The sequence below is a fragment of the Comamonas testosteroni TK102 genome (assembly GCF_000739375.1).
In the GTDB taxonomy this organism is placed as follows: domain Bacteria; phylum Pseudomonadota; class Gammaproteobacteria; order Burkholderiales; family Burkholderiaceae_C; genus Comamonas; species Comamonas brasiliensis.
The window spans coordinates 528,223-548,723 of sequence record NZ_CP006704.1 but is presented as its reverse complement, the minus strand read 5'-3'; the positions used below and the strand labels follow the sequence as shown (position 1 = coordinate 548,723).

The 20,501-nt window shown below is 58.3% G+C and carries 14 protein-coding genes, 2 tRNA genes and 4 rRNA genes; 3 read left to right on the top strand and 17 right to left on the bottom strand.

What is annotated here, in order from left to right; all coding sequences use genetic code 11:
- Nucleotides 1-40: 40 nt before the first annotated feature.
- From O987_RS02505 to O987_RS02480, 6 genes are all read right to left on the bottom strand, one after another.
- Nucleotides 41-1,573 (bottom strand): 16S ribosomal RNA (locus O987_RS02505).
- 351 nt (nt 1,574-1,924) lie between these two features.
- A 5S ribosomal RNA gene (gene rrf, locus O987_RS02500) occupies nt 1,925-2,037 on the bottom strand.
- A gap of 166 nt (nt 2,038-2,203) precedes the next feature.
- Nucleotides 2,204-5,081: ribosomal RNA gene (locus O987_RS02495) — 23S ribosomal RNA — on the bottom strand.
- A 411-nt stretch (nt 5,082-5,492) separates the two neighbouring features.
- Nucleotides 5,493-5,568: transfer RNA gene (locus O987_RS02490), tRNA-Ala, on the bottom strand.
- A gap of 28 nt (nt 5,569-5,596) precedes the next feature.
- A tRNA-Ile gene (locus tag O987_RS02485) sits at nt 5,597-5,673 on the bottom strand.
- Between the two features lie 93 nt (nt 5,674-5,766).
- A 16S ribosomal RNA gene (locus tag O987_RS02480) occupies nt 5,767-7,299 on the bottom strand.
- Together the 16S, 23S and 5S rRNA genes with 2 tRNA genes alongside form the textbook arrangement of a ribosomal RNA operon.
- Nucleotides 7,300-7,767: 468 nt before the next feature.
- Here O987_RS02480 and O987_RS02475 point away from each other — a divergent pair.
- Nucleotides 7,768-9,654, top strand: a complete 1,887-nt coding sequence (locus tag O987_RS02475) for an ATP-binding cassette domain-containing protein (protein ID WP_043370722.1) — start codon at nt 7,768-7,770, stop codon at nt 9,652-9,654.
- A gap of 111 nt (nt 9,655-9,765) precedes the next feature.
- Here O987_RS02475 and O987_RS02470 read toward each other — a convergent pair whose 3' ends face one another.
- Genes O987_RS02470 through O987_RS02440 form a run of 7 tightly spaced genes read right to left on the bottom strand, consistent with a single transcriptional unit; the run spans nt 9,766 to nt 16,185 of the window.
- A complete protein-coding gene (locus O987_RS02470) occupies nt 9,766-10,881 on the bottom strand; it encodes a protein-glutamate methylesterase/protein-glutamine glutaminase (RefSeq protein WP_200879586.1) in 1,116 nt (371 codons plus the stop codon).
- A 13-nt stretch (nt 10,882-10,894) separates the two neighbouring features.
- Entirely contained in the window at nt 10,895-11,626 is a 732-nt protein-coding gene (cheD, locus tag O987_RS02465) for a chemoreceptor glutamine deamidase CheD (RefSeq protein WP_003059115.1), read from the bottom strand.
- Nucleotides 11,627-11,650: 24 nt separating this feature from the next.
- Nucleotides 11,651-12,565, bottom strand: a complete 915-nt coding sequence (locus O987_RS02460) for a CheR family methyltransferase (protein ID WP_043370720.1) — start codon at nt 12,563-12,565, stop codon at nt 11,651-11,653.
- 17 nt (nt 12,566-12,582) lie between these two features.
- Nucleotides 12,583-13,071, bottom strand: coding sequence for a chemotaxis protein CheW (locus tag O987_RS02455; protein ID WP_003059117.1), 489 nt, complete (start codon nt 13,069-13,071; stop codon nt 12,583-12,585).
- A gap of 34 nt (nt 13,072-13,105) precedes the next feature.
- Nucleotides 13,106-15,298, bottom strand: coding sequence for a chemotaxis protein CheW (locus O987_RS02450; protein ID WP_003059120.1), 2,193 nt, complete (start codon nt 15,296-15,298; stop codon nt 13,106-13,108).
- Nucleotides 15,299-15,330: 32 nt separating this feature from the next.
- Complete coding sequence (locus O987_RS02445; RefSeq protein ID WP_003059121.1) at nt 15,331-15,693, bottom strand: response regulator; 363 nt, start codon at nt 15,691-15,693, stop codon at nt 15,331-15,333.
- Between the two features lie 42 nt (nt 15,694-15,735).
- Nucleotides 15,736-16,185 carry a hypothetical protein gene (locus O987_RS02440; RefSeq protein WP_003059122.1) on the bottom strand — a complete coding sequence of 150 codons (450 nt, stop codon included), beginning with the start codon at nt 16,183-16,185 and terminating at the stop codon, nt 15,736-15,738.
- A 119-nt stretch (nt 16,186-16,304) separates the two neighbouring features.
- Between O987_RS02440 and O987_RS02435 the strand changes: the two genes are divergently transcribed.
- Entirely contained in the window at nt 16,305-17,426 is a 1,122-nt protein-coding gene (locus tag O987_RS02435; protein WP_003059123.1) for an ATP-binding protein, read from the top strand.
- 55 nt (nt 17,427-17,481) lie between these two features.
- Complete coding sequence (locus O987_RS02430) at nt 17,482-18,120, top strand: response regulator transcription factor (RefSeq protein ID WP_003059124.1); 639 nt, start codon at nt 17,482-17,484, stop codon at nt 18,118-18,120.
- 79 nt (nt 18,121-18,199) lie between these two features.
- Here O987_RS02430 and fliR read toward each other — a convergent pair whose 3' ends face one another.
- The 4 genes from fliR to O987_RS02410 all read right to left on the bottom strand — a co-directional run bounded on the left by fliR (nt 18,200) and on the right by O987_RS02410 (nt 20,496).
- Complete coding sequence (gene fliR / locus O987_RS02425; RefSeq protein WP_003059125.1) at nt 18,200-18,964, bottom strand: flagellar biosynthetic protein FliR; 765 nt, start codon at nt 18,962-18,964, stop codon at nt 18,200-18,202.
- Entirely contained in the window at nt 18,961-19,230 is a 270-nt protein-coding gene (gene fliQ / locus O987_RS02420; RefSeq protein WP_003059126.1) for a flagellar biosynthesis protein FliQ, read from the bottom strand. Before fliQ ends, fliR begins: the two co-directional genes overlap by 4 nt.
- Before the next feature lie 134 nt (nt 19,231-19,364).
- The gene (gene fliP / locus O987_RS02415; RefSeq protein ID WP_003059128.1) at nt 19,365-20,114 is read right to left on the bottom strand and encodes a flagellar type III secretion system pore protein FliP; all 750 of its coding nucleotides are present in this window, start codon (nt 20,112-20,114) and stop codon (nt 19,365-19,367) included.
- Entirely contained in the window at nt 20,107-20,496 is a 390-nt protein-coding gene (locus tag O987_RS02410; protein ID WP_043370718.1) for a flagellar biosynthetic protein FliO, read from the bottom strand. Before O987_RS02410 ends, fliP begins: the two co-directional genes overlap by 8 nt.
- Nucleotides 20,497-20,501: the final 5 nt, after the last annotated feature.

Below are 20,501 nucleotides of genomic sequence, written 5' to 3'. Positions count from 1 at the left end.
GATAAGTGTGGACGTTCAATTTGAAGCAGCATTTTTCCAGAAAGGAGGTGATCCAGCCGCACCTTCCGATACGGCTACCTTGTTACGACTTCACCCCAGTCACGAACCCCGCCGTGGTAAGCGCCCTCCTTGCGGTTAGGCTACCTACTTCTGGCGAGACCCGCTCCCATGGTGTGACGGGCGGTGTGTACAAGACCCGGGAACGTATTCACCGTGACATTCTGATCCACGATTACTAGCGATTCCGACTTCACGCAGTCGAGTTGCAGACTGCGATCCGGACTACGACTGGCTTTATGGGATTAGCTCCCCCTCGCGGGTTGGCAACCCTTTGTACCAGCCATTGTATGACGTGTGTAGCCCCACCTATAAGGGCCATGAGGACTTGACGTCATCCCCACCTTCCTCCGGTTTGTCACCGGCAGTCCCATTAGAGTGCTCAACTGAATGTAGCAACTAATGGCAAGGGTTGCGCTCGTTGCGGGACTTAACCCAACATCTCACGACACGAGCTGACGACAGCCATGCAGCACCTGTGTGCAGGTTCTCTTTCGAGCACCAAACCATCTCTGGTAAGTTCCTGCCATGTCAAAGGTGGGTAAGGTTTTTCGCGTTGCATCGAATTAAACCACATCATCCACCGCTTGTGCGGGTCCCCGTCAATTCCTTTGAGTTTCAACCTTGCGGCCGTACTCCCCAGGCGGTCAACTTCACGCGTTAGCTTCGTTACTGAGTCAGTTAAGACCCAACAACCAGTTGACATCGTTTAGGGCGTGGACTACCAGGGTATCTAATCCTGTTTGCTCCCCACGCTTTCGTGCATGAGCGTCAGTGCAGGCCCAGGGGATTGCCTTCGCCATCGGTGTTCCTCCGCATATCTACGCATTTCACTGCTACACGCGGAATTCCATCCCCCTCTGCCGCACTCTAGCTTTGCAGTCACAATGGCAGTTCCCAGGTTGAGCCCGGGGATTTCACCACTGTCTTACAAAACCGCCTGCGCACGCTTTACGCCCAGTAATTCCGATTAACGCTTGCACCCTACGTATTACCGCGGCTGCTGGCACGTAGTTAGCCGGTGCTTATTCTTACGGTACCGTCATGACCCGGGGATATTAGCCCCAGGCTTTTCGTTCCGTACAAAAGCAGTTTACAACCCGAGGGCCTTCATCCTGCACGCGGCATTGCTGGATCAGGCTTTCGCCCATTGTCCAAAATTCCCCACTGCTGCCTCCCGTAGGAGTCTGGGCCGTGTCTCAGTCCCAGTGTGGCTGGTCGTCCTCTCAGACCAGCTACAGATCGCAGGCTTGGTAAGCCTTTACCCCACCAACTACCTAATCTGCCATCAGCCGCTCTAGTAGCACAAGGCCCGAAGGTCCCCTGCTTTCATCCGTAGATCTCATGCGGTATTAGCTACTCTTTCGAGTAGTTATCCCCCACTACTAGGCACGTTCCGATGTATTACTCACCCGTTCGCCACTCGTCAGCATCCGAAGACCTGTTACCGTTCGACTTGCATGTGTAAAGCATGCCGCCAGCGTTCAATCTGAGCCAGGATCAAACTCTATAGTTCGATCTTGAATTTAAAGTCTTTCGACTGCTCACTCACTTGACGGAATCAAGAAGAATCAATTCTTCCTCATTACTGTTTTTGTGAGCGTTTGATAACTCCGAAGAGTTTGTTCCGAAGAACTGGCTGCTTGCCCTCAAACGCCCACGCTTATCGGCTGTATTTTTTTAAGGAACCGAGTGCAAAATCAAGAAGCTTGACTTTGAATCTCGTTGCTTGCTGCGATCAGCGAAGCCTTCAATTGTAGCACTGTTTTCACAGTACTTTTAAAACGTTTTTGCGTTTTCTTCTCACCCCTCAGCACAAGGAGGGAGAAGAAAACGCCTGGCGTGAGCCAGGCGTTTTGGCGTAAGAGCCTGACGATGACCTACTTTCACACGGGAACCCGCACTATCATCGGCGCAAAGTCGTTTCACTGTCCTGTTCGGGATGGGAAGGAGTGGTACCAACTTGCTATGGTCATCAGGCATAAACTTTTTGTCAGATTGACAGCGCCTCGATTAACTTCTTAATCTCGCTCACCTTCAATCCAACGAATTCATAGAGTCTTCAATCAGCTTTTCGATTGCGCCTTTTCGGCATAACTAGAACTTGCGTTCTGTCTTTCATTTTTCCAGACTTGCCCAAAGTTATAGGGTCAAGCCGCACGGGCAATTAGTACTGGTTAGCTTAACGCATTACTGCGCTTCCACACCCAGCCTATCAACGTCGTGGTCTACAACGACCCTTCAGGGGGCTCAAGGCCCCGGCAGATCTCATCTTGAAACGAGTTTCCCGCTTAGATGCTTTCAGCGGTTATCTCTTCCACACTTAGCTACCCTGCGATGCCACTGGCGTGACAACAGGTACACCAGAGGTGTGTCCACTCCGGTCCTCTCGTACTAGGAGCAGGCTTCCTCAAATCTGCAGCGCCCACGGAAGATAGGGACCAAACTGTCTCACGACGTTTTAAACCCAGCTCACGTACCTCTTTAAATGGCGAACAGCCATACCCTTGGGACCGACTACAGCCCCAGGATGAGATGAGCCGACATCGAGGTGCCAAACACCGCCGTCGATATGAACTCTTGGGCGGTATCAGCCTGTTATCCCCAGAGTACCTTTTATCCGTTGAGCGATGGCCCTTCCATACAGAACCACCGGATCACTATGTCCTGCTTTCGCATCTGCTCGACTTGTCAGTCTCGCAGTTAAGCACGCTTATGCCATTGCACTATCGTCACGATGTCCGACCGTAACTAGCGTACCTTCGAACTCCTCCGTTACGCTTTGGGAGGAGACCGCCCCAGTCAAACTGCCTACCATGCACTGTCCCCGATCCAGATAATGGATCCAGGTTAGAACCTCAAACGCACCAGGGTGGTATTTCAACGTCGGCTCCATGAGATCTAGCGACCTCACTTCAAAGCCTCCCACCTATCCTACACAGATCCGTTCAAAGTCCAATACAAAGCTACAGTAAAGGTTCATGGGGTCTTTCCGTCTTTCCGCGGGGAGATTGCATCATCACAAACATTTCAACTTCGCTGAGTCTCAGGAGGAGACAGTGTGGCCATCGTTACGCCATTCGTGCAGGTCGGAACTTACCCGACAAGGAATTTCGCTACCTTAGGACCGTTATAGTTACGGCCGCCGTTTACTGGGACTTCAATCAAGAGCTTGCACCCCATCATTTAATCTTCCAGCACCGGGCAGGCGTCACACCCTATACGTCCACTTTCGTGTTTGCAGAGTGCTGTGTTTTTATTAAACAGTCGCAGCCACCAATTTTTTGCAACCCCTTTGAGCTCCGTTTGTACAACTTCACTTACTTGGGGTACACCTTCTCCCGAAGTTACGGTGTCAATTTGCCGAGTTCCTTCTCCTGAGTTCTCTCAAGCGCCTTAGAATACTCATCTCGCGCACCAGTGTCGGTTTGCGGTACGGTCGTCAATAGCTGAAGCTTAGTGGCTTTTCCTGGAAGCAGGGTATCACTCACTTCGTGTGCAAGCACACTCGTTATCACGCCTCATCTTAGCTCTCCGGATTTGCCTAAAGAGCACGACTACACGCTTGAACCAACTATTCCAACAGTTGGCTGAGCTAACCTTCTCCGTCCCCACATCGCACTATTGATCGGTACAGGAATATTGACCTGTTTCCCATCAGCTACGCATCTCTGCCTCGCCTTAGGGGCCGACTCACCCTACGCCGATGAACGTTGCGTAGGAAACCTTGCGCTTACGGCGAGGGGGCTTTTCACCCCCTTTAACGCTACTCATGTCAGCATTCGCACTTCTGATACCTCCAGCATCCGTTACCAGACACCTTCACAGGCTTACAGAACGCTCTCCTACCACGTGCCATAAATGGCACATCCGCAGCTTCGGTAACTGGCTTAGCCCCGTTACATCTTCCGCGCAGGACGACTCGATCAGTGAGCTATTACGCTTTCTTTAAATGATGGCTGCTTCTAAGCCAACATCCTGACTGTTTTAGCCTTCCCACTTCGTTTCCCACTTAGCCCGTTTTAGGGACCTTAGCTGGCGGTCTGGGTTGTTTCCCTCTTGAGTCCGGACGTTAGCACCCGGTGCTCTGTCTCCCAAGCTGTACTCGTCGGTATTCGGAGTTTGCATAGGTTTGGTAAGTCGCCATGACCCCCTAGCCTAAACAGTGCTCTACCCCCGACGGTAATACTTGAGGCACTACCTAAATAGTTTTCGGAGAGAACCAGCTATTTCCAAGTTTGTTTAGCCTTTCACCCCTATCCACAGCTCATCCCCTAATTTTGCAACATTAGTGGGTTCGGACCTCCAGTACCTGTTACGGCACCTTCATCCTGGCCATGGATAGATCACTTGGTTTCGGGTCTACACCCAGCGACTAATCGCCCTATTCGGACTCGATTTCTCTTCGCCTCCCCTATTCGGTTAAGCTTGCCACTGAATGTAAGTCGCTGACCCATTATACAAAAGGTACGCCGTCACCCCGAAGGGCTCCGACTTTTTGTAAGCATACGGTTTCAGGATCTATTTCACTCCCCTCCCGGGGTTCTTTTCGCCTTTCCCTCACGGTACTGGTTCACTATCGGTCGATGATGAGTATTTAGCCTTGGAGGATGGTCCCCCCATATTCAGACAGGGTTTCTCGTGCCCCGCCCTACTTGTCTGCAGCCTAGTACCACCGATCGGTTTTCACATACGGGACTATCACCCACTATGGTCGGCCTTTCCATGCCGTTTTGTTAACTGATCGACTATCACTGCAAGGCTCTTCCGAATTCGCTCGCCACTACTATCGGAATCTCGGTTGATGTCTTTTCCTCTGGGTACTTAGATGTTTCAGTTCTCCAGGTTCGCTTCGAGCACCTATGTATTCAGTGCACGATACCTCTTGCGAGGTGGGTTCCCCCATTCAGAAATCTCCGGATCAAAGCTTATTTGCCAGCTCCCCGAAGCTTATCGCAGGCTATCACGTCTTTCGTCGCCTATCATCGCCAAGGCATCCACCATATGCTCTTAGTCACTTGACCCTATAACTTTGGATTCTCTTAACGAGAATCAAAGCCTGGTGTTCAAAGACTGGTGAGGTCTTGCACCTCACGCGTTATGCCGTAATGTGAATATCTTTGGCTGCATCTTTCGATACAGCTTAGAGAATATTCGTCATTACTAGATAAATTTGCATTCGCAAAATATCTGTTTTGACGCAATCAAAATGTTGCTGGCGGCACGGTGCACAAACCTTGGTTTGCGCTTTCCACCAGCAACGCTGATTTCGACTCTATGAATTTTTAAAGAACAGCCTATTGATCAAAGATCAATATAAAAGCAGTCTGAGGCAGACTGCTTTTATATTGAATTTGGTTTTTTTCGCTTCCGATCCGCTTGCGCTTCACATCTGCTGAGCTAACGATTATAGCACCTTTCGGCGCTATCATTTTTGGTGGAGGATGACGGGATCGAACCGACGACCCCCTGCTTGCAAAGCAGGTGCTCTCCCAGCTGAGCTAATCCCCCGGGATCCTCGAACCAGATATTGGAATCTTGGTGGGTCTAGTTGGGCTCGAACCAACGACCCCTGCGTTATCAACACAGTGCTCTAACCAGCTGAGCTACAGACCCATTCCATGCAGCCCGCTGTCACTCAGCAGGCCACCTGGCTTGTTCCAACAACCGATAAGTGTGGACGTTCAATTTGAAGCAGCATTTTTCCAGAAAGGAGGTGATCCAGCCGCACCTTCCGATACGGCTACCTTGTTACGACTTCACCCCAGTCACGAACCCCGCCGTGGTAAGCGCCCTCCTTGCGGTTAGGCTACCTACTTCTGGCGAGACCCGCTCCCATGGTGTGACGGGCGGTGTGTACAAGACCCGGGAACGTATTCACCGTGACATTCTGATCCACGATTACTAGCGATTCCGACTTCACGCAGTCGAGTTGCAGACTGCGATCCGGACTACGACTGGCTTTATGGGATTAGCTCCCCCTCGCGGGTTGGCAACCCTTTGTACCAGCCATTGTATGACGTGTGTAGCCCCACCTATAAGGGCCATGAGGACTTGACGTCATCCCCACCTTCCTCCGGTTTGTCACCGGCAGTCCCATTAGAGTGCTCAACTGAATGTAGCAACTAATGGCAAGGGTTGCGCTCGTTGCGGGACTTAACCCAACATCTCACGACACGAGCTGACGACAGCCATGCAGCACCTGTGTGCAGGTTCTCTTTCGAGCACCAAACCATCTCTGGTAAGTTCCTGCCATGTCAAAGGTGGGTAAGGTTTTTCGCGTTGCATCGAATTAAACCACATCATCCACCGCTTGTGCGGGTCCCCGTCAATTCCTTTGAGTTTCAACCTTGCGGCCGTACTCCCCAGGCGGTCAACTTCACGCGTTAGCTTCGTTACTGAGTCAGTTAAGACCCAACAACCAGTTGACATCGTTTAGGGCGTGGACTACCAGGGTATCTAATCCTGTTTGCTCCCCACGCTTTCGTGCATGAGCGTCAGTGCAGGCCCAGGGGATTGCCTTCGCCATCGGTGTTCCTCCGCATATCTACGCATTTCACTGCTACACGCGGAATTCCATCCCCCTCTGCCGCACTCTAGCTTTGCAGTCACAATGGCAGTTCCCAGGTTGAGCCCGGGGATTTCACCACTGTCTTACAAAACCGCCTGCGCACGCTTTACGCCCAGTAATTCCGATTAACGCTTGCACCCTACGTATTACCGCGGCTGCTGGCACGTAGTTAGCCGGTGCTTATTCTTACGGTACCGTCATGACCCGGGGATATTAGCCCCAGGCTTTTCGTTCCGTACAAAAGCAGTTTACAACCCGAGGGCCTTCATCCTGCACGCGGCATTGCTGGATCAGGCTTTCGCCCATTGTCCAAAATTCCCCACTGCTGCCTCCCGTAGGAGTCTGGGCCGTGTCTCAGCCCCAGTGTGGCTGGTCGTCCTCTCAGACCAGCTACAGATCGCAGGCTTGGTAAGCCTTTACCCCACCAACTACCTAATCTGCCATCAGCCGCTCTAGTAGCACAAGGCCCGAAGGTCCCCTGCTTTCATCCGTAGATCTCATGCGGTATTAGCTACTCTTTCGAGTAGTTATCCCCCACTACTAGGCACGTTCCGATGTATTACTCACCCGTTCGCCACTCGTCAGCATCCGAAGACCTGTTACCGTTCGACTTGCATGTGTAAAGCATGCCGCCAGCGTTCAATCTGAGCCAGGATCAAACTCTATAGTTCGATCTTGAATTTAAAGTCTTTCGACTGCTCACTCACTTGACGGAATCAAGAAGAATTAATTCTTCCTCATTACTGTTTTTGTGAGCGTTTGATAACTCCGAAGAGTTTGTTCCGAAGAACTGGCTGCTTGCCCTCAAACGCCCACGCTTATCGGCTGTATTTTTTTAAGGAGCCGAGCGCAAAATCAAGAAGCTTGACTTTGGATCTCGTTGCTTGCTGCGATCAGCGAAGCCTTGTAGTGTATCACAAATTTTGCATTCCTGCGCAAGAACTTTTGAGTTTTTGCGAGGCAGTCGTTTGCTGCGATGGATCGAACTATAGCATAGGTGAAACCCTAGCCATGCCGCTTCTGACACAAAAGATTCATCTGCCAGCGTGGTCTTTGCCCGGGCTGCATCCATAGACAGAGATAGAGACAGCGGCCTTACGGCCGCTGTCTCTATGGAGGCCAACGATAATGCTGGCACGATGGCACTGATTACTTTGTTAGACGCTCAATTGGCGTTCGGGCACGTGGCCCTGCTGGACCACGCAAATTTTTCCCTGGAGACCGGCGAGCGCGTCGGCCTGATCGGCCGTAACGGCGCCGGCAAGTCTTCACTGCTCAAGATTCTGGGCGGACTGGCAAAGGCCGATGACGGCCAGCTCCAGGTGCAGAACGGGGTCCGCATTACCTATGTGGCGCAGGAGCCCGACCTGAACCCGGAGCACACCATCTTCGAGTCGGCGTCGGACGGCATTGCGGCCGTGATTGCGATTCGCGAGCGCTACCTGGCTGGCGGCGAGGGCGAGGATCTGGACGAGCTGCAGACGCAGATCGAGGCCTATGATGCCTGGAACTGGGAGCAGCGCGTAGAAGAAACATTGCAGCGCCTGCATCTGGACCCGAACGCCCTGGTGGGCAGTCTGTCTGGCGGCACCCGCAAGCGCGTGGCGCTGGCCCAGGCTCTGGTGGCCCGCCCCGATGTCCTGTTGCTCGACGAGCCGACCAACCACCTGGATCTGGACTCCATCGAGTGGCTGGAAGAGCTGCTGATTGCCTTCAAGGGCAGCGTGATCACGATCACCCACGACCGCAGCTTTCTGGACCGCATCGCCACCCGCATCGTGGAGCTGGATCGGGGCGTTCTGCACACCTACCCGGGCAACTTCTCTCAGTACGTGCTGCAAAAGGAAGAGCAGCTCAGCCAGGAGGCCGTCATCAACGCCAAGGCGGACAAGCTGCTGGCCCAGGAAGAGGTCTGGATTCGCAAGGGCGTGGAAGCCCGCCGCACCCGCAGCCAGAGCCGCATCAGCCGTCTGCAGGAATTGCGTGCCAGCCGTGCCCAGCGCCGTGATGTGCTGGGCAGCGTGAACATGGATATCGCATCCGGCAAGGGCGACGGCTATCAGGGCAAGATCGTGGCCGAGCTGACCGATGTCAGCAAGTCCTTTGGCGACAAGAAGATCGTCGAGAAGTTCAGCGGCACCATTTTGCGTGGCGACAAGGTCGGCCTGCTGGGCCCCAACGGCGCAGGCAAGACAACGCTGCTGAAGATGATTCTGGGCGAGCTGGCTCCGGACAGTGGCCAGGTTCGCCTGGGCGGCAATCTGCAAGTGGCCTACTTTGACCAGATGCGCCATCAGGTGAATCTGGATGCCACGCTGGAGGACTTCATCAGCCCCGGCAGCGAGTGGATCGAGATCGGCAACCAGAAAAAGCACGTCAAGAGCTATCTGGCGGACTTTCTGTTCTCTCCGGCGCGTGCGCATTCCCCGGTCCGATCTCTATCAGGCGGCGAGCGCAACCGCTTGCTGCTGGCCCGTCTGTTTGCGCGACCGGCCAATGTCCTGGTGCTGGACGAGCCGACCAACGATCTGGACATCGAGACGCTGGACATGCTCGAAGACCTGCTGCAAAGCTACGACGGCACGGTCTTTCTGGTCAGCCACGACCGCACTTTCCTCGACAACGTGGTCACCAGCACGATTGCCTGGGAAGGCCCCGGCCACTGGCGTGAATACGAAGGTGGCGTGACGGACTGGATGGAGCAATCGCGCCGCAGCAAGGCCATGGCCGAAGCCGCGCAGGCCAAGTCCGCCCCCAAGGAGGAGCCCAAGCCCGTCGCAAGCCGCACCGACGCTGCGGCCAGCCCCAAGAAGAAGCTCAGCTACAAGGATCAGCGCGAGCTGGAAACCCTGCCAGCCACGATTGCCGCACTGGAGACCGAGCAAAAGCAGATTCAGCAAGCACTGGCCGACGGCAGCCTGTTTGCCAGCGACAACGCCAAGGCCGTCGCCATGCACCAGCGCGATGCGGAGATCGATGAAGCACTGATGGAGGCGCTGGAGCGCTGGACCTTACTGTCTGAATAATTAGGCCATCAAATAAGAGAGCGCCTTGCGCCTGTCAGTTCTTGATTTCAAAGCTCTAGAAGCCTGAAATCTTTACCTGACAAGCGCAAGGCGCTCTCTTTTTATGCAATCCTAGATACGGTGATGTACCTGATCCGAGCCGCCGCGCAGCTTGGTCAGCAGTGCATGAGCGATCTGCGGCAGAGGCAGCACCTCGTCGGCCGCACCATGGGCAATGGCTTCGCGGGGCATGCCGAAGACGATGCAGGTGCTCTCATCTTGCACCAAGTTGTAGCTGCCGGCATCGCGCATCTCGCGCATGGCGGTGGCGCCATCAGCCCCCATGCCGGTGAGCATGATGCCGTAGGCATTGCGCCCGGCGCTGGCGGCCACGGACTTGAACAGCACTTCCACCGAGGGCTTGTGACGGTTGACGGGCGGCGCATCATCGACCACGGCCACATAGTTGGCACCGCTGCGCGTGATGGAGAAATGCCTGCCGCCAGGAGCGATATAGGCATGGCCGGGCAGCAAACGCTCGCCGTGCGCGGCCTCCTTGACCGTCATCTGGCACAGGCTGTTGAGCCGTGCCGCAAAACTGGTGGTAAAGCCCGGCGGCATGTGCTGGGTGATGACGATGGCCGGGCAGTCGGCCGGCAGATGCGTGAGCACTTCACGGATCGCCTCGGTGCCCCCCGTGGAAGCGCCGATGGCGATGATTTTTTCGGTCGAGATGCGACCCAGCAGACCGGGAGTCGCCTGCGCACGGGGCGCCGCAGGCTTGGCGCCCGTACCCGCCGACGCGGCCACACCGTGCGGCACCACCGGCAGGCGATGCACCTGGGCCACGGCGGCCACGCGGATCTTGTCCACAATCTGGCTGGCCAGCTCCTGCAGGCCGTTGGCCACGCCGACGCGGGGCTTGGCCACAAAATCGATGGCACCCAGCTCCAGGGCGCGCATGGTGACTTCGGCACCGCGCTCGGTCAGCGTGGAGATCATCACCACCGGCATGGGTCGCAGGCGCATGAGCCGCCCGAGGAAATCGATGCCGTCCATGCGGGGCATTTCCACATCCAGCGTGATGACGTCGGGGTTCAGATCGCGGATCATTTCACGCGCGATCAACGGGTCATTGGCCGAGCCGATGCACTCCATGTCATGCTGGCGATTGATGATCTCGGCCAGAAGACTGCGCACCAGCGCAGAGTCGTCCACCACGATCACCCGGATTTTTGGCTTTAACAACGCTCAACCTTCCTCAAAACAGATCCACCGAGCCGCCCGCCGTATTGCGTGCCACCGCAGCCGCGTTGCCGCGAGTGATTTCCTGCTGCACCAATGCCTCGGGATGGGCGTGTGCCAGGCGCTTGACCATGGCCTTGCCCGTGGATGGGAAAAACACCACCTTGCGCGGATAAATATCCAGCACGTCCTCGGAGACGATGGGAATGCGCTCGGTTTGCAGATACTCTGTCACAAAACTGGTGTTGCGCTCACCCACATTCATGGTCGTGAAATTGGCCATGACCTGGGCGCCGCCAAAAATCTTGGCCTGCATGGATTCGCGCCTTGCGCCCAGCTTGAGCATCTCATTGATCAGCAGCTCCATGGCGTACGAACCATAGCGCCCCGAGACGTCGCTGCTATCGCCGTCAGGCAGCATGAAGTGGTTCATGCCGCCAATGCGCATGAAACGATCCCACAGGCAGGCCGCGATACAGGAACCCAGCACGGTGACGATGGCCATCTCGTCGCGCGAGACAAAGTACTCGCCCGGCAACACCTTGGCCGAATTGAGCTGGAAGTGCGGGTCGTAGTAGAAGAACGAGGCCTCGCCCGGCTGGCGCGGCTGGCGCTTGAGCTGCTCCAGCGATGAGACCGGCGCCGGCATGGCCGGATCAGGATAGCCCAGGGGCACGAAGCTGTTGCCGCGCAGGGGTCTGGCAGCGCCAGCACCTGGCAGATCCAGCGGAGAGCTCAGATTCCTCATGACTTGCAGCCCTGCCCTTCAGCTTCATTGGCGCTCATAGACGGTCTTGCCCTTGAGCGCGAACAGATCGCGCGAATCGCTGAAATTCTCGGCATGACCGACAAACAGCAGCCCGCCCGGACGCATCACCTGATGAATGCGCTCCAGCACGCGACGCTGGGTCGGTGCGTCGAAATAAATCATCACGTTGCGGCAGAAGACGATGTCGAAGGTCTCCCGGAACGGCCAGTCGCCGGCGATCAGGTTGACGTTGAGAAAGTCCACCATGCGGCGCAGCTCCGGCTTGACCCGCACCATCCCCGAGTTGGCCGAACGCCCACGCAGGAAAAAGCGGTGCAGCCGCTCGGTGCTCACGCCCTTGAGGTTCTCTGCCCGGTACACGCCGCGCGAGGCGGTCTCCAGCACGCGCGAATCGATGTCGCTGGCCATGAGCTGAAAGCTGGCCGAGGCACCGAGACTCTCCACCGCCGTCATCAGGATGGAATAAGGCTCCTCTCCCGTGGAGGCCGCGCTGCACCATACCTTCCAGCCATTGCCGCCGGGTTTATGGCTGCGCAGATGCTGGGCCAGGATGTCGAAGTGATGCTGTTCGCGGAAGAACGAGGTCAGATTCGTGGTCAGCGCGTTGACGAATTCCTGCCATTCAGGCCCGTCGTTGATGCTCTCCAGCCAGTCCAGATAGCTGACAAAGCTCTCATGCCCGGTCTCGCGCAGGCGGCGCGACAGACGGCTGTAGACCATGGCGTGCTTGCCATCATGCAGGCTGATGCCGGCACGCTTGTAGATCAGGGTCTGGACGCGGGCAAAGTCGCGGTTGGACCAGACGAACTCGCGCCCCTGCGCCAGCGGACCGGACATGCCGCCCGGCAGCGCCTCCTCATCCTGCTCAGGCCGGGCAGGAGAGGCGGCGAATGAAGCGTTACGTCCCAGGTTCAGCACACAGACCTCTGGCGCACTCAGGCTTCGGAGGCCACCAGGCCCATGTCGACATTGCCCATGAGCTTCTCGATGTCCAGCAGGATCAGCATGCGCTCGCCCACCGAGCCCAGGCCCAGGATGCAGCCGCTGTCGATGGCGCTTTCGATATCGGGCGCAGGACGCACGGCATCGGCGGCCAGCTCCATCACATCGCTGACCGAGTCCACCACAATTCCGACCACGCGATTGCGCAGGTTCAGGATGATGACCACGGTGAAGGCGTTGTACTCCACCTCGGAGCAGTTGAAGCGCAGGCGCATGTCCACGATGGGCACGATGGTTCCGCGCAGATTGACCACGCCCTTGATGAACTCGGGTGCGTTGGCAATGCGCGTGGGCTGCTCGTAGCCACGGATTTCCTGCACCTTGAGGATGTCGATGCCGTATTCCTCCTCGCCCAGGCGGAAGGTCAGGTATTCGCGGGCCCCGGTGGCCACGCCTTCGGCAGTCTTGTTGATGATGTTCATGTCGGCTCTCTCTGCGTTGTTCGGGTTGGCTGCCTCAGTGGCGGGTACGGCGCACCAGAGCGCCCGTATCCAGAATCAGCGCCACGGATCCGTCGCCCAAAATGGTGGCACCCGATACATTGGGCACCTTGCGGTAATTGCTTTCCAGGTTCTTCACCACCACCTGGTGCTGGCCCAGCAGCTCGTCGACCAGCAGCGCCACGCGACTGCCTTCAGCCTCGACCACCACCATGATGTTGCTGGTCTGGCTTTCATCGGCGCGCGGCACCTTGAAAGTGCGCTCCAGCGCGATCACCGGCATGTACTCGTCGCGCACCTTGACCAGCTGGGTGCCATTGGCCACGGTGTTGACATCGTCGGCCTTGACCTGGAAGGACTCGACCACCGAGGACAGCGGCAGGATATAGACCTCTTCGCCCACACCGACGGACATGCCGTCCATGATGGCCAGCGTCAGCGGCAGACGCACCGCCACCTTCATGCCCACGCCGGCGACGGACTCGATCTCCACCGTGCCGCCCAGCGAGGTGATGTTTCGCTTGACCACGTCCATGCCCACGCCGCGGCCCGAGACATCGGTGACCACATCGGCCGTCGAGAAGCCCGGCGCAAAGATCAGCTGCCAGACCTCGCTGTCGGGCATGCTGTCGGAGACATCCATGCCGCGCTCGCGGGCCTTGTTCAGAATCCTCTCGCGATTCATGCCCTTGCCGTCGTCGCGCACCTCAATGACGATGGAGCCGCCCTGGTGGGATGCCGCCAGCGTCAGCGTGCCATGTTCGGACTTGCCTGCAGCGATGCGGTCCTCCGGCATCTCGATGCCGTGGTCCACGCTGTTGCGCACCAGATGGGTCAGCGGATCGGTAATCTTTTCGACCAGTCCCTTGTCCAGCTCGGTGGCCTCACCCAGCGTGACCAGATCGATCTTCTTGCCCAACTTGCCCGCCAGGTCGCGCAGCATGCGCGGGAAGCGGCTGAACACGGTGGACATGGGAATCATGCGGATCGACATCACGGACTCTTGCAGGTCACGCGTGTTGCGATCCAGGTCGGCCAGACCGGCCAGCAGCTGCTGATAGGTCGTCGGGTCCAGCCCCTGGCTGTTCTGTGCCAGCATGGCCTGGGTGATAACCAGCTCGCCCACCAGATTGATGAGCTGGTCCACCTTCTTTACATCCACGCGGATGCTGGTGGACTCCATATGGGCTGCAGCGGCCTTGGGTGCAGCCTTTTGCGCAGCACCTCCAGCGCCGGCAAGCGCACCATGCTCCTGATTCTGCTGAGCCTCGGGGCTGCCCGGAGCACCCGCAAAAAAGCCGTAGGCTTCTTCGGCCGGCAGATTGTGGGGCGGCATGGCGGCCTCTTCATCGACCACGGCTTCCGGCTCGGCCACGGGCTCGGCCGCGGACTGCGGCAGGGTCGCCTCGCTGATCTGCACCTGCTCCTTGGAGACATGGAAGACAAACAGATCACGCAACTCGTCATCGGTGGACACCGTTCTGACCTTGAACAGACGGTGATCGGCCTTGGCACTGGCCTGGTCCTGGATCGTGCCCAGACCCGGAATGTCGCGGAACAGCTCCTTGATGGCGTCGCCCAGCTCCAGCCGGGACAGCGGACCGATCTCGATCATCAGCTCACGCGCACCCTCGGGAGGCTCGGTACCGATCGCAGGGCCTGGCTCCGCCGCCTGGGCAGCGACCGGGGCCGGCGCCTGAGCGGGTGGCTGCGCGACGGCAGCGGCCGCCTGCTGCACAGGCTCGGCAGCCGCGGCGCTGCGGTTGATCTGGGGAATTTCGGTCAGGCCCTGGGCCAGGGCCTCGATGCGCACCACGAGTTCCGCAGTGGAAACCGGCTCGCCCTCGTCGCCCGACTGGTGACGTGCCAGCAGGCTGCGGCTGGCGTCCGCCGACTCCAGCAGCACATCGACCATCTCGGGGATGGGCGTGATTTCGTGGCGGCGCAGGCGATCCAGCAGGGATTCCATGCGGTGCGTGAGCTCGGTCACATCCGAGAAGCCAAAGGTCGCCGCACCGCCCTTGATGGAGTGGGCGCAGCGGAAGATACCGTTGAGCTCTTCATCATTGGCGGCCGAAAGGTCCAGGCTGAGCAGCATCTGCTCCATCTGGTCGAGGTTCTCGCTGGCTTCCTCGAAAAAGATTTGATAGAACTGGCTAAGGTCGAAGTCTGCGCCCGAACCTGCGCCATCCTGGTGTGTATCCGCCATGGTGTTTCCTGCTGTGATTCGTTGTTATCGGCTTAACGCAGCACTTTTTGAATAACTTCGATCAATCGATTGGGATCGAAGGGCTTGACCAGCCAGCCTGTGGCACCTGCAGCCCGGCCCGCCTGCTTCATCAGATCGCTGGATTCCGTGGTCAGTATGAGGATGGGCGTGCCCTTGAACTTCGGGTTTTCACGCAGTTTGCGCGTGAGACCGATGCCGTCCAGCCGCGGCATGTTCTGGTCGGCCAGCACCAGATCGATGTTCTGCGCCTGCGCTTTTTCCAGCGCATCCACACCGTCGACGGCTTCCACCACCTTAAAACCAGCACTGCTCAATGTGAAAGACACCATCTTTCGCATCGAGGGGGAATCATCAACAGCCAGAATCGATCGCATGTACAGCTCCAACAGACGGGCAACGGAAAACAGGGTAGAAGTTCAAAACAGCTCCACGGAGCCGGCATCCATCTCGCTTTGCGTGACGGGATTGGGCTTTTCGGGCAGGTTTGGCAGACTGATGGCGGACTCCGCCTCGTCCTCGTCCCTACCCATGGCGGCAGCCCCGAGCCTGAAAGCACAGGCTTGCAAGGTGTGTGCCATATGGGCAATCAGCTGAGACGACATGTCGTGAAACTGAAGCTCGGTCACAGCCAGGCGCAACGACTCACGTGCTGTTGCCAGCGCAGTGGAATCAGGCAAGGCCGGCTGCGACAATTGCCCATTGACTTGCTCGAAGCGCTCCAGCAGATTGTGCGTGGCATGGTCCAGCAGCCCTTCAAGACGCTGCAGATCACGCAGCGTGACCAGCAAGGCATCCTGCAGCTCCGCAGCCACCATCACCGGCACGGCAACTGCAGGCACACCCGAAGGGTTTTGCATCGTCTGCATTGTTACTCCAACTGCGTAAAACCATCATGACGGCCCTGCCGCCATGCTCCACGAAATGAACCGATCAGCAGTCCGTCCCTCGTGACCACACTGCCACGACCTGACGACAACAGCCCTCGATGTTCCAAAATGTATCCAATGATAGCCTCCTTGGCGATATTCAATTCCGGAATCAGACCTTGAAAATCCTCCATATTGAAGACTCTGTCGCAGATCAGGCGCTGGCACGCCTGAGCCTCAAGCGCGGTCAGCTGCCCTGCACGCTCACGGCCGTGGACAGTCTGCAGGAGGTCAGCGACGCCCTGGAGACGCAGGAATTCGACCTGATCCTGGCGGACTATCATCTGCCCGGCTTCACGGCGCTTGATGTCTGGGACCTGGTGCGAAACCGTGCCGACGCCCCCCCTTTCGTGCTGCTGTCGGGGGCCATCGGCGAGTCCGCCGCAGTGGACATCATGCGCCTGGGAATCAGCGACTATCTGCTCAAGGACCAGATCAACAGCCTGCCCCGTGTCATCAAGCGCGCCATGGAAGTCCATGAAGCGCGACTGGCCCGCCGCCGCGCCGCGCTGCAGCTGGCCGAGTCCGAAAAGCGCCTGGCCGAGCTGACCGAACACCTGCACACCAGCATCGAGCAGGAGCGCGCCAATATCTCGCGCGAGATTCACGACGACATCGGCGGCTCGCTCACTGCCGTCAAGTTCGACCTGGCCTGGCTGATCCGCAACAGCCCCGAAGGCAAGCAGCGCGAGCATGCCAGATCGGCGCTGGAGATGCTGGAGCACGCACTGGGCGCCAGCCAGCGCATCATGCAGAACCTGCGTCCGCCCGTACTGGACCAGGGACTGGTGGCAGCCGTGCAATGGCTGGCCCAGGACTTCGAGCGCCGCACCGGCATACCCGCCCAGCTGCACACCAGCCGCGAGCATATGGAAATAGCAGCCGCGCAGCAGGTGGTGGTCTACCGTACGGCACAGGAATCCTTGACCAATATCAGCAAATACGCACAAGCCAGCCAGGTGACCCTGGATTTGTCCGACCACGAGGGTTTTTTGACACTGGAAGTAACAGACAACGGCATAGGCCTGAGCCAGGATGAGCGCAATAAACCGCATTCCTTCGGCCTTCGCGGACTAAGTGAGCGCGCGCGAACTATTCAGGGCTGGCTGGATGTGAGCAGCCACCCCGGCCGAGGAACCTCTATCATCCTCACCATTCCTCTGGCAGAGACCCAGGCATGAGCCGCCCAACCACGCGCTTGCCCGGTCTGCCATCTGACTTCCTGGGAGAGCAACCTTGATTCACGTGGTGCTGTGCGACGACCATGCCATTTTGCGCCGGGGCATACGCGACACCCTGGCAGAGGCGACGGACATCAGCGTCACTGCAGAAGCTGGCAGCTACGCCGAGCTGCGTGAGCAACTGCGCGATGCCACCTGCGATGTGCTGCTGCTGGACATCAATATGCCGGGCCGCAGCGGCCTGGAAGTACTGGCCAGCGTGCGCGAAACGCATCCGCAGATCCGCGTCATCATGGTCTCCATGTACCCCGAAGACCAGTATGCCTTGCGCAGCATCAAGGCCGGCGCGGCCGGCTATGCCAACAAGGCGGGAGATCCGGTGCTGCTGATCGACGCCGTGCGCACCGTCCACAGCGGACGCAAATACCTGACTGCCGAGGTGGCCCAGATGCTGGCCGACAGTCTGGCCCAGCCTGCGGCCCCGGTGCCGCATGAAACCCTGTCCGAGCGCGAGATGCAGACGCTGCTGAAGATTGCCAGCGGTCAGCGCCAGACCGAGATTGCACAGGAGTTGATGCTCAGCCCCAAGACGGTGAGCGTGTACCGGGCACGCGTGCTGGAGAAGCTGGGCATGGGCAGCAACGCCGAACTAACCGCCTATGCCATCAAGAATGGGCTGATCGATACGCCCTGAGCCGCTGACCGAAAGCCAAACCCGGCTTCAGCGCTTGCCCGCAAAGCGCATCAAGCTATAAAAAGAATATTCGCTCGCCCTAGACGCCGAAGACTGCCATGCCCTTTTGCAGCAGGGCCACCAGGGGCTGCTCCAGCAAGGGCAGAGTGGCCGTCAGGCCGAGCAGGCCCACGGTCAAGGTGACCGGAAAGCCCACGGCATAGATATTCATCTGCGGCGCGACCCGGGAGATGATGCCCAGCACCAGGTTGACGAAGAGCAGCATGGCAATCATGGGCAGGGCAATCCAGAAAGCACTGGAGAAAATGGCGCTGCCCATCTCGTGAATCCGCATCTGGGAGATAGCCTGCAGGAAATTGCCATCGACGGGGAAAGCCTGGAAGCTCTTGAGAACCGCCATCAGCACCAGCAGATGGCCGTTGATGACGATGAACAGCAAGGTGGCGATCTGCACCAGGAAACGCGCCACGGCGCTGAGCTGGGCATTGCTGGTCGGGTCGAAGAAGGACGCGAAGTTCAAGCCCATCTGCAGACCCACCACTTCACCGGCGACTTCGATGGCCGCCATCACCAGGCGCACGGCAAAGCCCACGGACAGCCCAACCACCACCTGCTGCACCAGCGTGCCCAGCGCCTGGGCCGAAGCAATGCTGACCACCGTCTGCTCGCCCAGCACGGGCTGCGCGCAAAGCGCAACCAGGAAAGCCAGCCCGACCTTGAGCCGCATGGGAATGGCTTTCTGGGAAAACACGGGCGCCGCGGTGAACAGCGCCAGCACGCGCACAAAAGGCCAGATCAGCGGCGAGAGCCAGGCGGCGATCTGGGCTTCGCTAAAGGAAATCATCCCACCGAACCCGGAATGCTCTCTATGGTGCGACGAATGAAATCCACCAGCGTGGACAGCATCCACGGTCCGGCCACGGCAAACACCAGCACGGCAGCGATGAGCTTGGGCACAAAGGCCAGCGTGGCCTCATGCACCTGGGTCACGGCCTGAAAGACGCTCACCAGCAGGCCCACGCCCATGACCACGCCCAGCACCGGCATGGAGATCATGAGCAGCAGGGTCAGCGCCTCGCGGCCAAAGGTCAGAACAAACTGAGAGGTCATGACGTTCTCTTAAAAATTCAATGAATCCAATACGCTTGCAACCGCCTCGGCTCAATGTGCGAGACACCGGGGAAGGGCCGCCCCGCACCGAAGATGGCGCAGGGCCGCCTAGGCAAGCGCCTCAGGGCGGTATCTCATGTAGCAAAGCTTGCCGCCAGGGAGCCGATGATCAGGTTCCAGCCATCGGCCAGCACAAACAGCATGAGCTTGAACGGCAGGGCCACCAGCACGGGCGAGAGCATCATCATGCCCAGCGACATGAGGATGGAAGACACCACCATGTCGATGATCAGGAACGGAATGAAGATCATGAAGCCGATCTGGAAGGCCGTCTTCAGCTCGCTGGTCACAAAGGCCGGCACCAGCACCCGCAGAGGTGCTGTTTCCGCCGTGACATTCGCATCCAGCTTGGCCAGGCGCTTGAACAGCGCAAAGTCCGACTGGCGCGTCTGCTTGAGCATGAAGCCGCGCATGGGGGCTTCGGCCTTTTCAATGGCCTGCTCGAAGCTGATGCTGTTCTGCGTGTAAGGCAGATAGGCGTCCTGATAGACCTTGTCCAGCGTGGGCCCCATCACGAACATGGTGAGAAACAGCGACAGGCCGATCACCACCTGATTGGGCGGCGCAGACTGCGTGCCCAGCGCCTGGCGCAACAGGCTCAGCACGATGACGATGCGGGTGAAACCCGTCATCAGCAGCAGGATGGCGGGCAGAAAGGACAGCGCCGTGAAGAACAGCAATGTCTGGATGGGCACCGAATAGCTGGTGCCGCCCGCGCCCTGGCCTACCAGCAGCGGCAGACTGGCGGGTGCGCCCTGGGCTGCGGCCATCAGGGGCATCGCCAACAGGGCAGCTGCAGCAGCACGAGAGACGAATTTAGACATTTCCAGAATTCCGGGCCGCTTCGTCGGCCTGCGCACGCATCAGCGAGTCGGTGAACGATGAGACGGCAGGTGAATGGGCTGCAGGGGCCGATTGCAAAGTCGCGGACGGGTCTTGCAGCACATGCAGGCATTGAATCTGCTGCGCCGTCACGCCCAGCACCAGGCGCACGGCCTGCTCCCCTTCACCCAGCTGCACGGTCAGCACCCGCTGCTGCGGGCCAATGGCCAGCGTTCCCAGCACCTGCGCCGGCACGGCAGAGGCTCCACGGGCCATGCCCATGCCGCGCGGCAGGAGGTTTTTCTGCTGCAGACGGCGCACCAGCCAGGGCAATGCCGCCATGACCGCCACGAACAGGACGACCAGCAGCAGCGTGGGCCACATGGAGG

Bases quoted from the DNA above. Each gene is read 5' to 3' on its own strand.
- O987_RS02475 (WP_043370722.1), top strand. From the start codon at position 7,768: ATGGCACTGATTACTTTGTTAGACGCTCAATTGGCGTTCGGGCACGTG.
- cheD (WP_003059115.1), bottom strand. From the start codon at position 11,626: ATGAGGAATCTGAGCTCTCCGCTGGATCTGCCAGGTGCTGGCGCTGCC.
- O987_RS02455 (WP_003059117.1), bottom strand. From the start codon at position 13,071: ATGAACATCATCAACAAGACTGCCGAAGGCGTGGCCACCGGGGCCCGC.
- O987_RS02450 (WP_003059120.1), bottom strand. From the start codon at position 15,298: ATGGCGGATACACACCAGGATGGCGCAGGTTCGGGCGCAGACTTCGAC.
- O987_RS02445 (WP_003059121.1), bottom strand. From the start codon at position 15,693: ATGCGATCGATTCTGGCTGTTGATGATTCCCCCTCGATGCGAAAGATG.
- O987_RS02440 (WP_003059122.1), bottom strand. From the start codon at position 16,185: ATGCAGACGATGCAAAACCCTTCGGGTGTGCCTGCAGTTGCCGTGCCG.
- O987_RS02435 (WP_003059123.1), top strand. From the start codon at position 16,305: ATGTTCCAAAATGTATCCAATGATAGCCTCCTTGGCGATATTCAATTC.
- fliR (WP_003059125.1), bottom strand. From the start codon at position 18,964: ATGATTTCCTTTAGCGAAGCCCAGATCGCCGCCTGGCTCTCGCCGCTG.
- fliQ (WP_003059126.1), bottom strand. From the start codon at position 19,230: ATGACCTCTCAGTTTGTTCTGACCTTTGGCCGCGAGGCGCTGACCCTG.
- fliP (WP_003059128.1), bottom strand. From the start codon at position 20,114: ATGTCTAAATTCGTCTCTCGTGCTGCTGCAGCTGCCCTGTTGGCGATG.
- O987_RS02410 (WP_043370718.1), bottom strand. From the start codon at position 20,496: ATGTGGCCCACGCTGCTGCTGGTCGTCCTGTTCGTGGCGGTCATGGCG.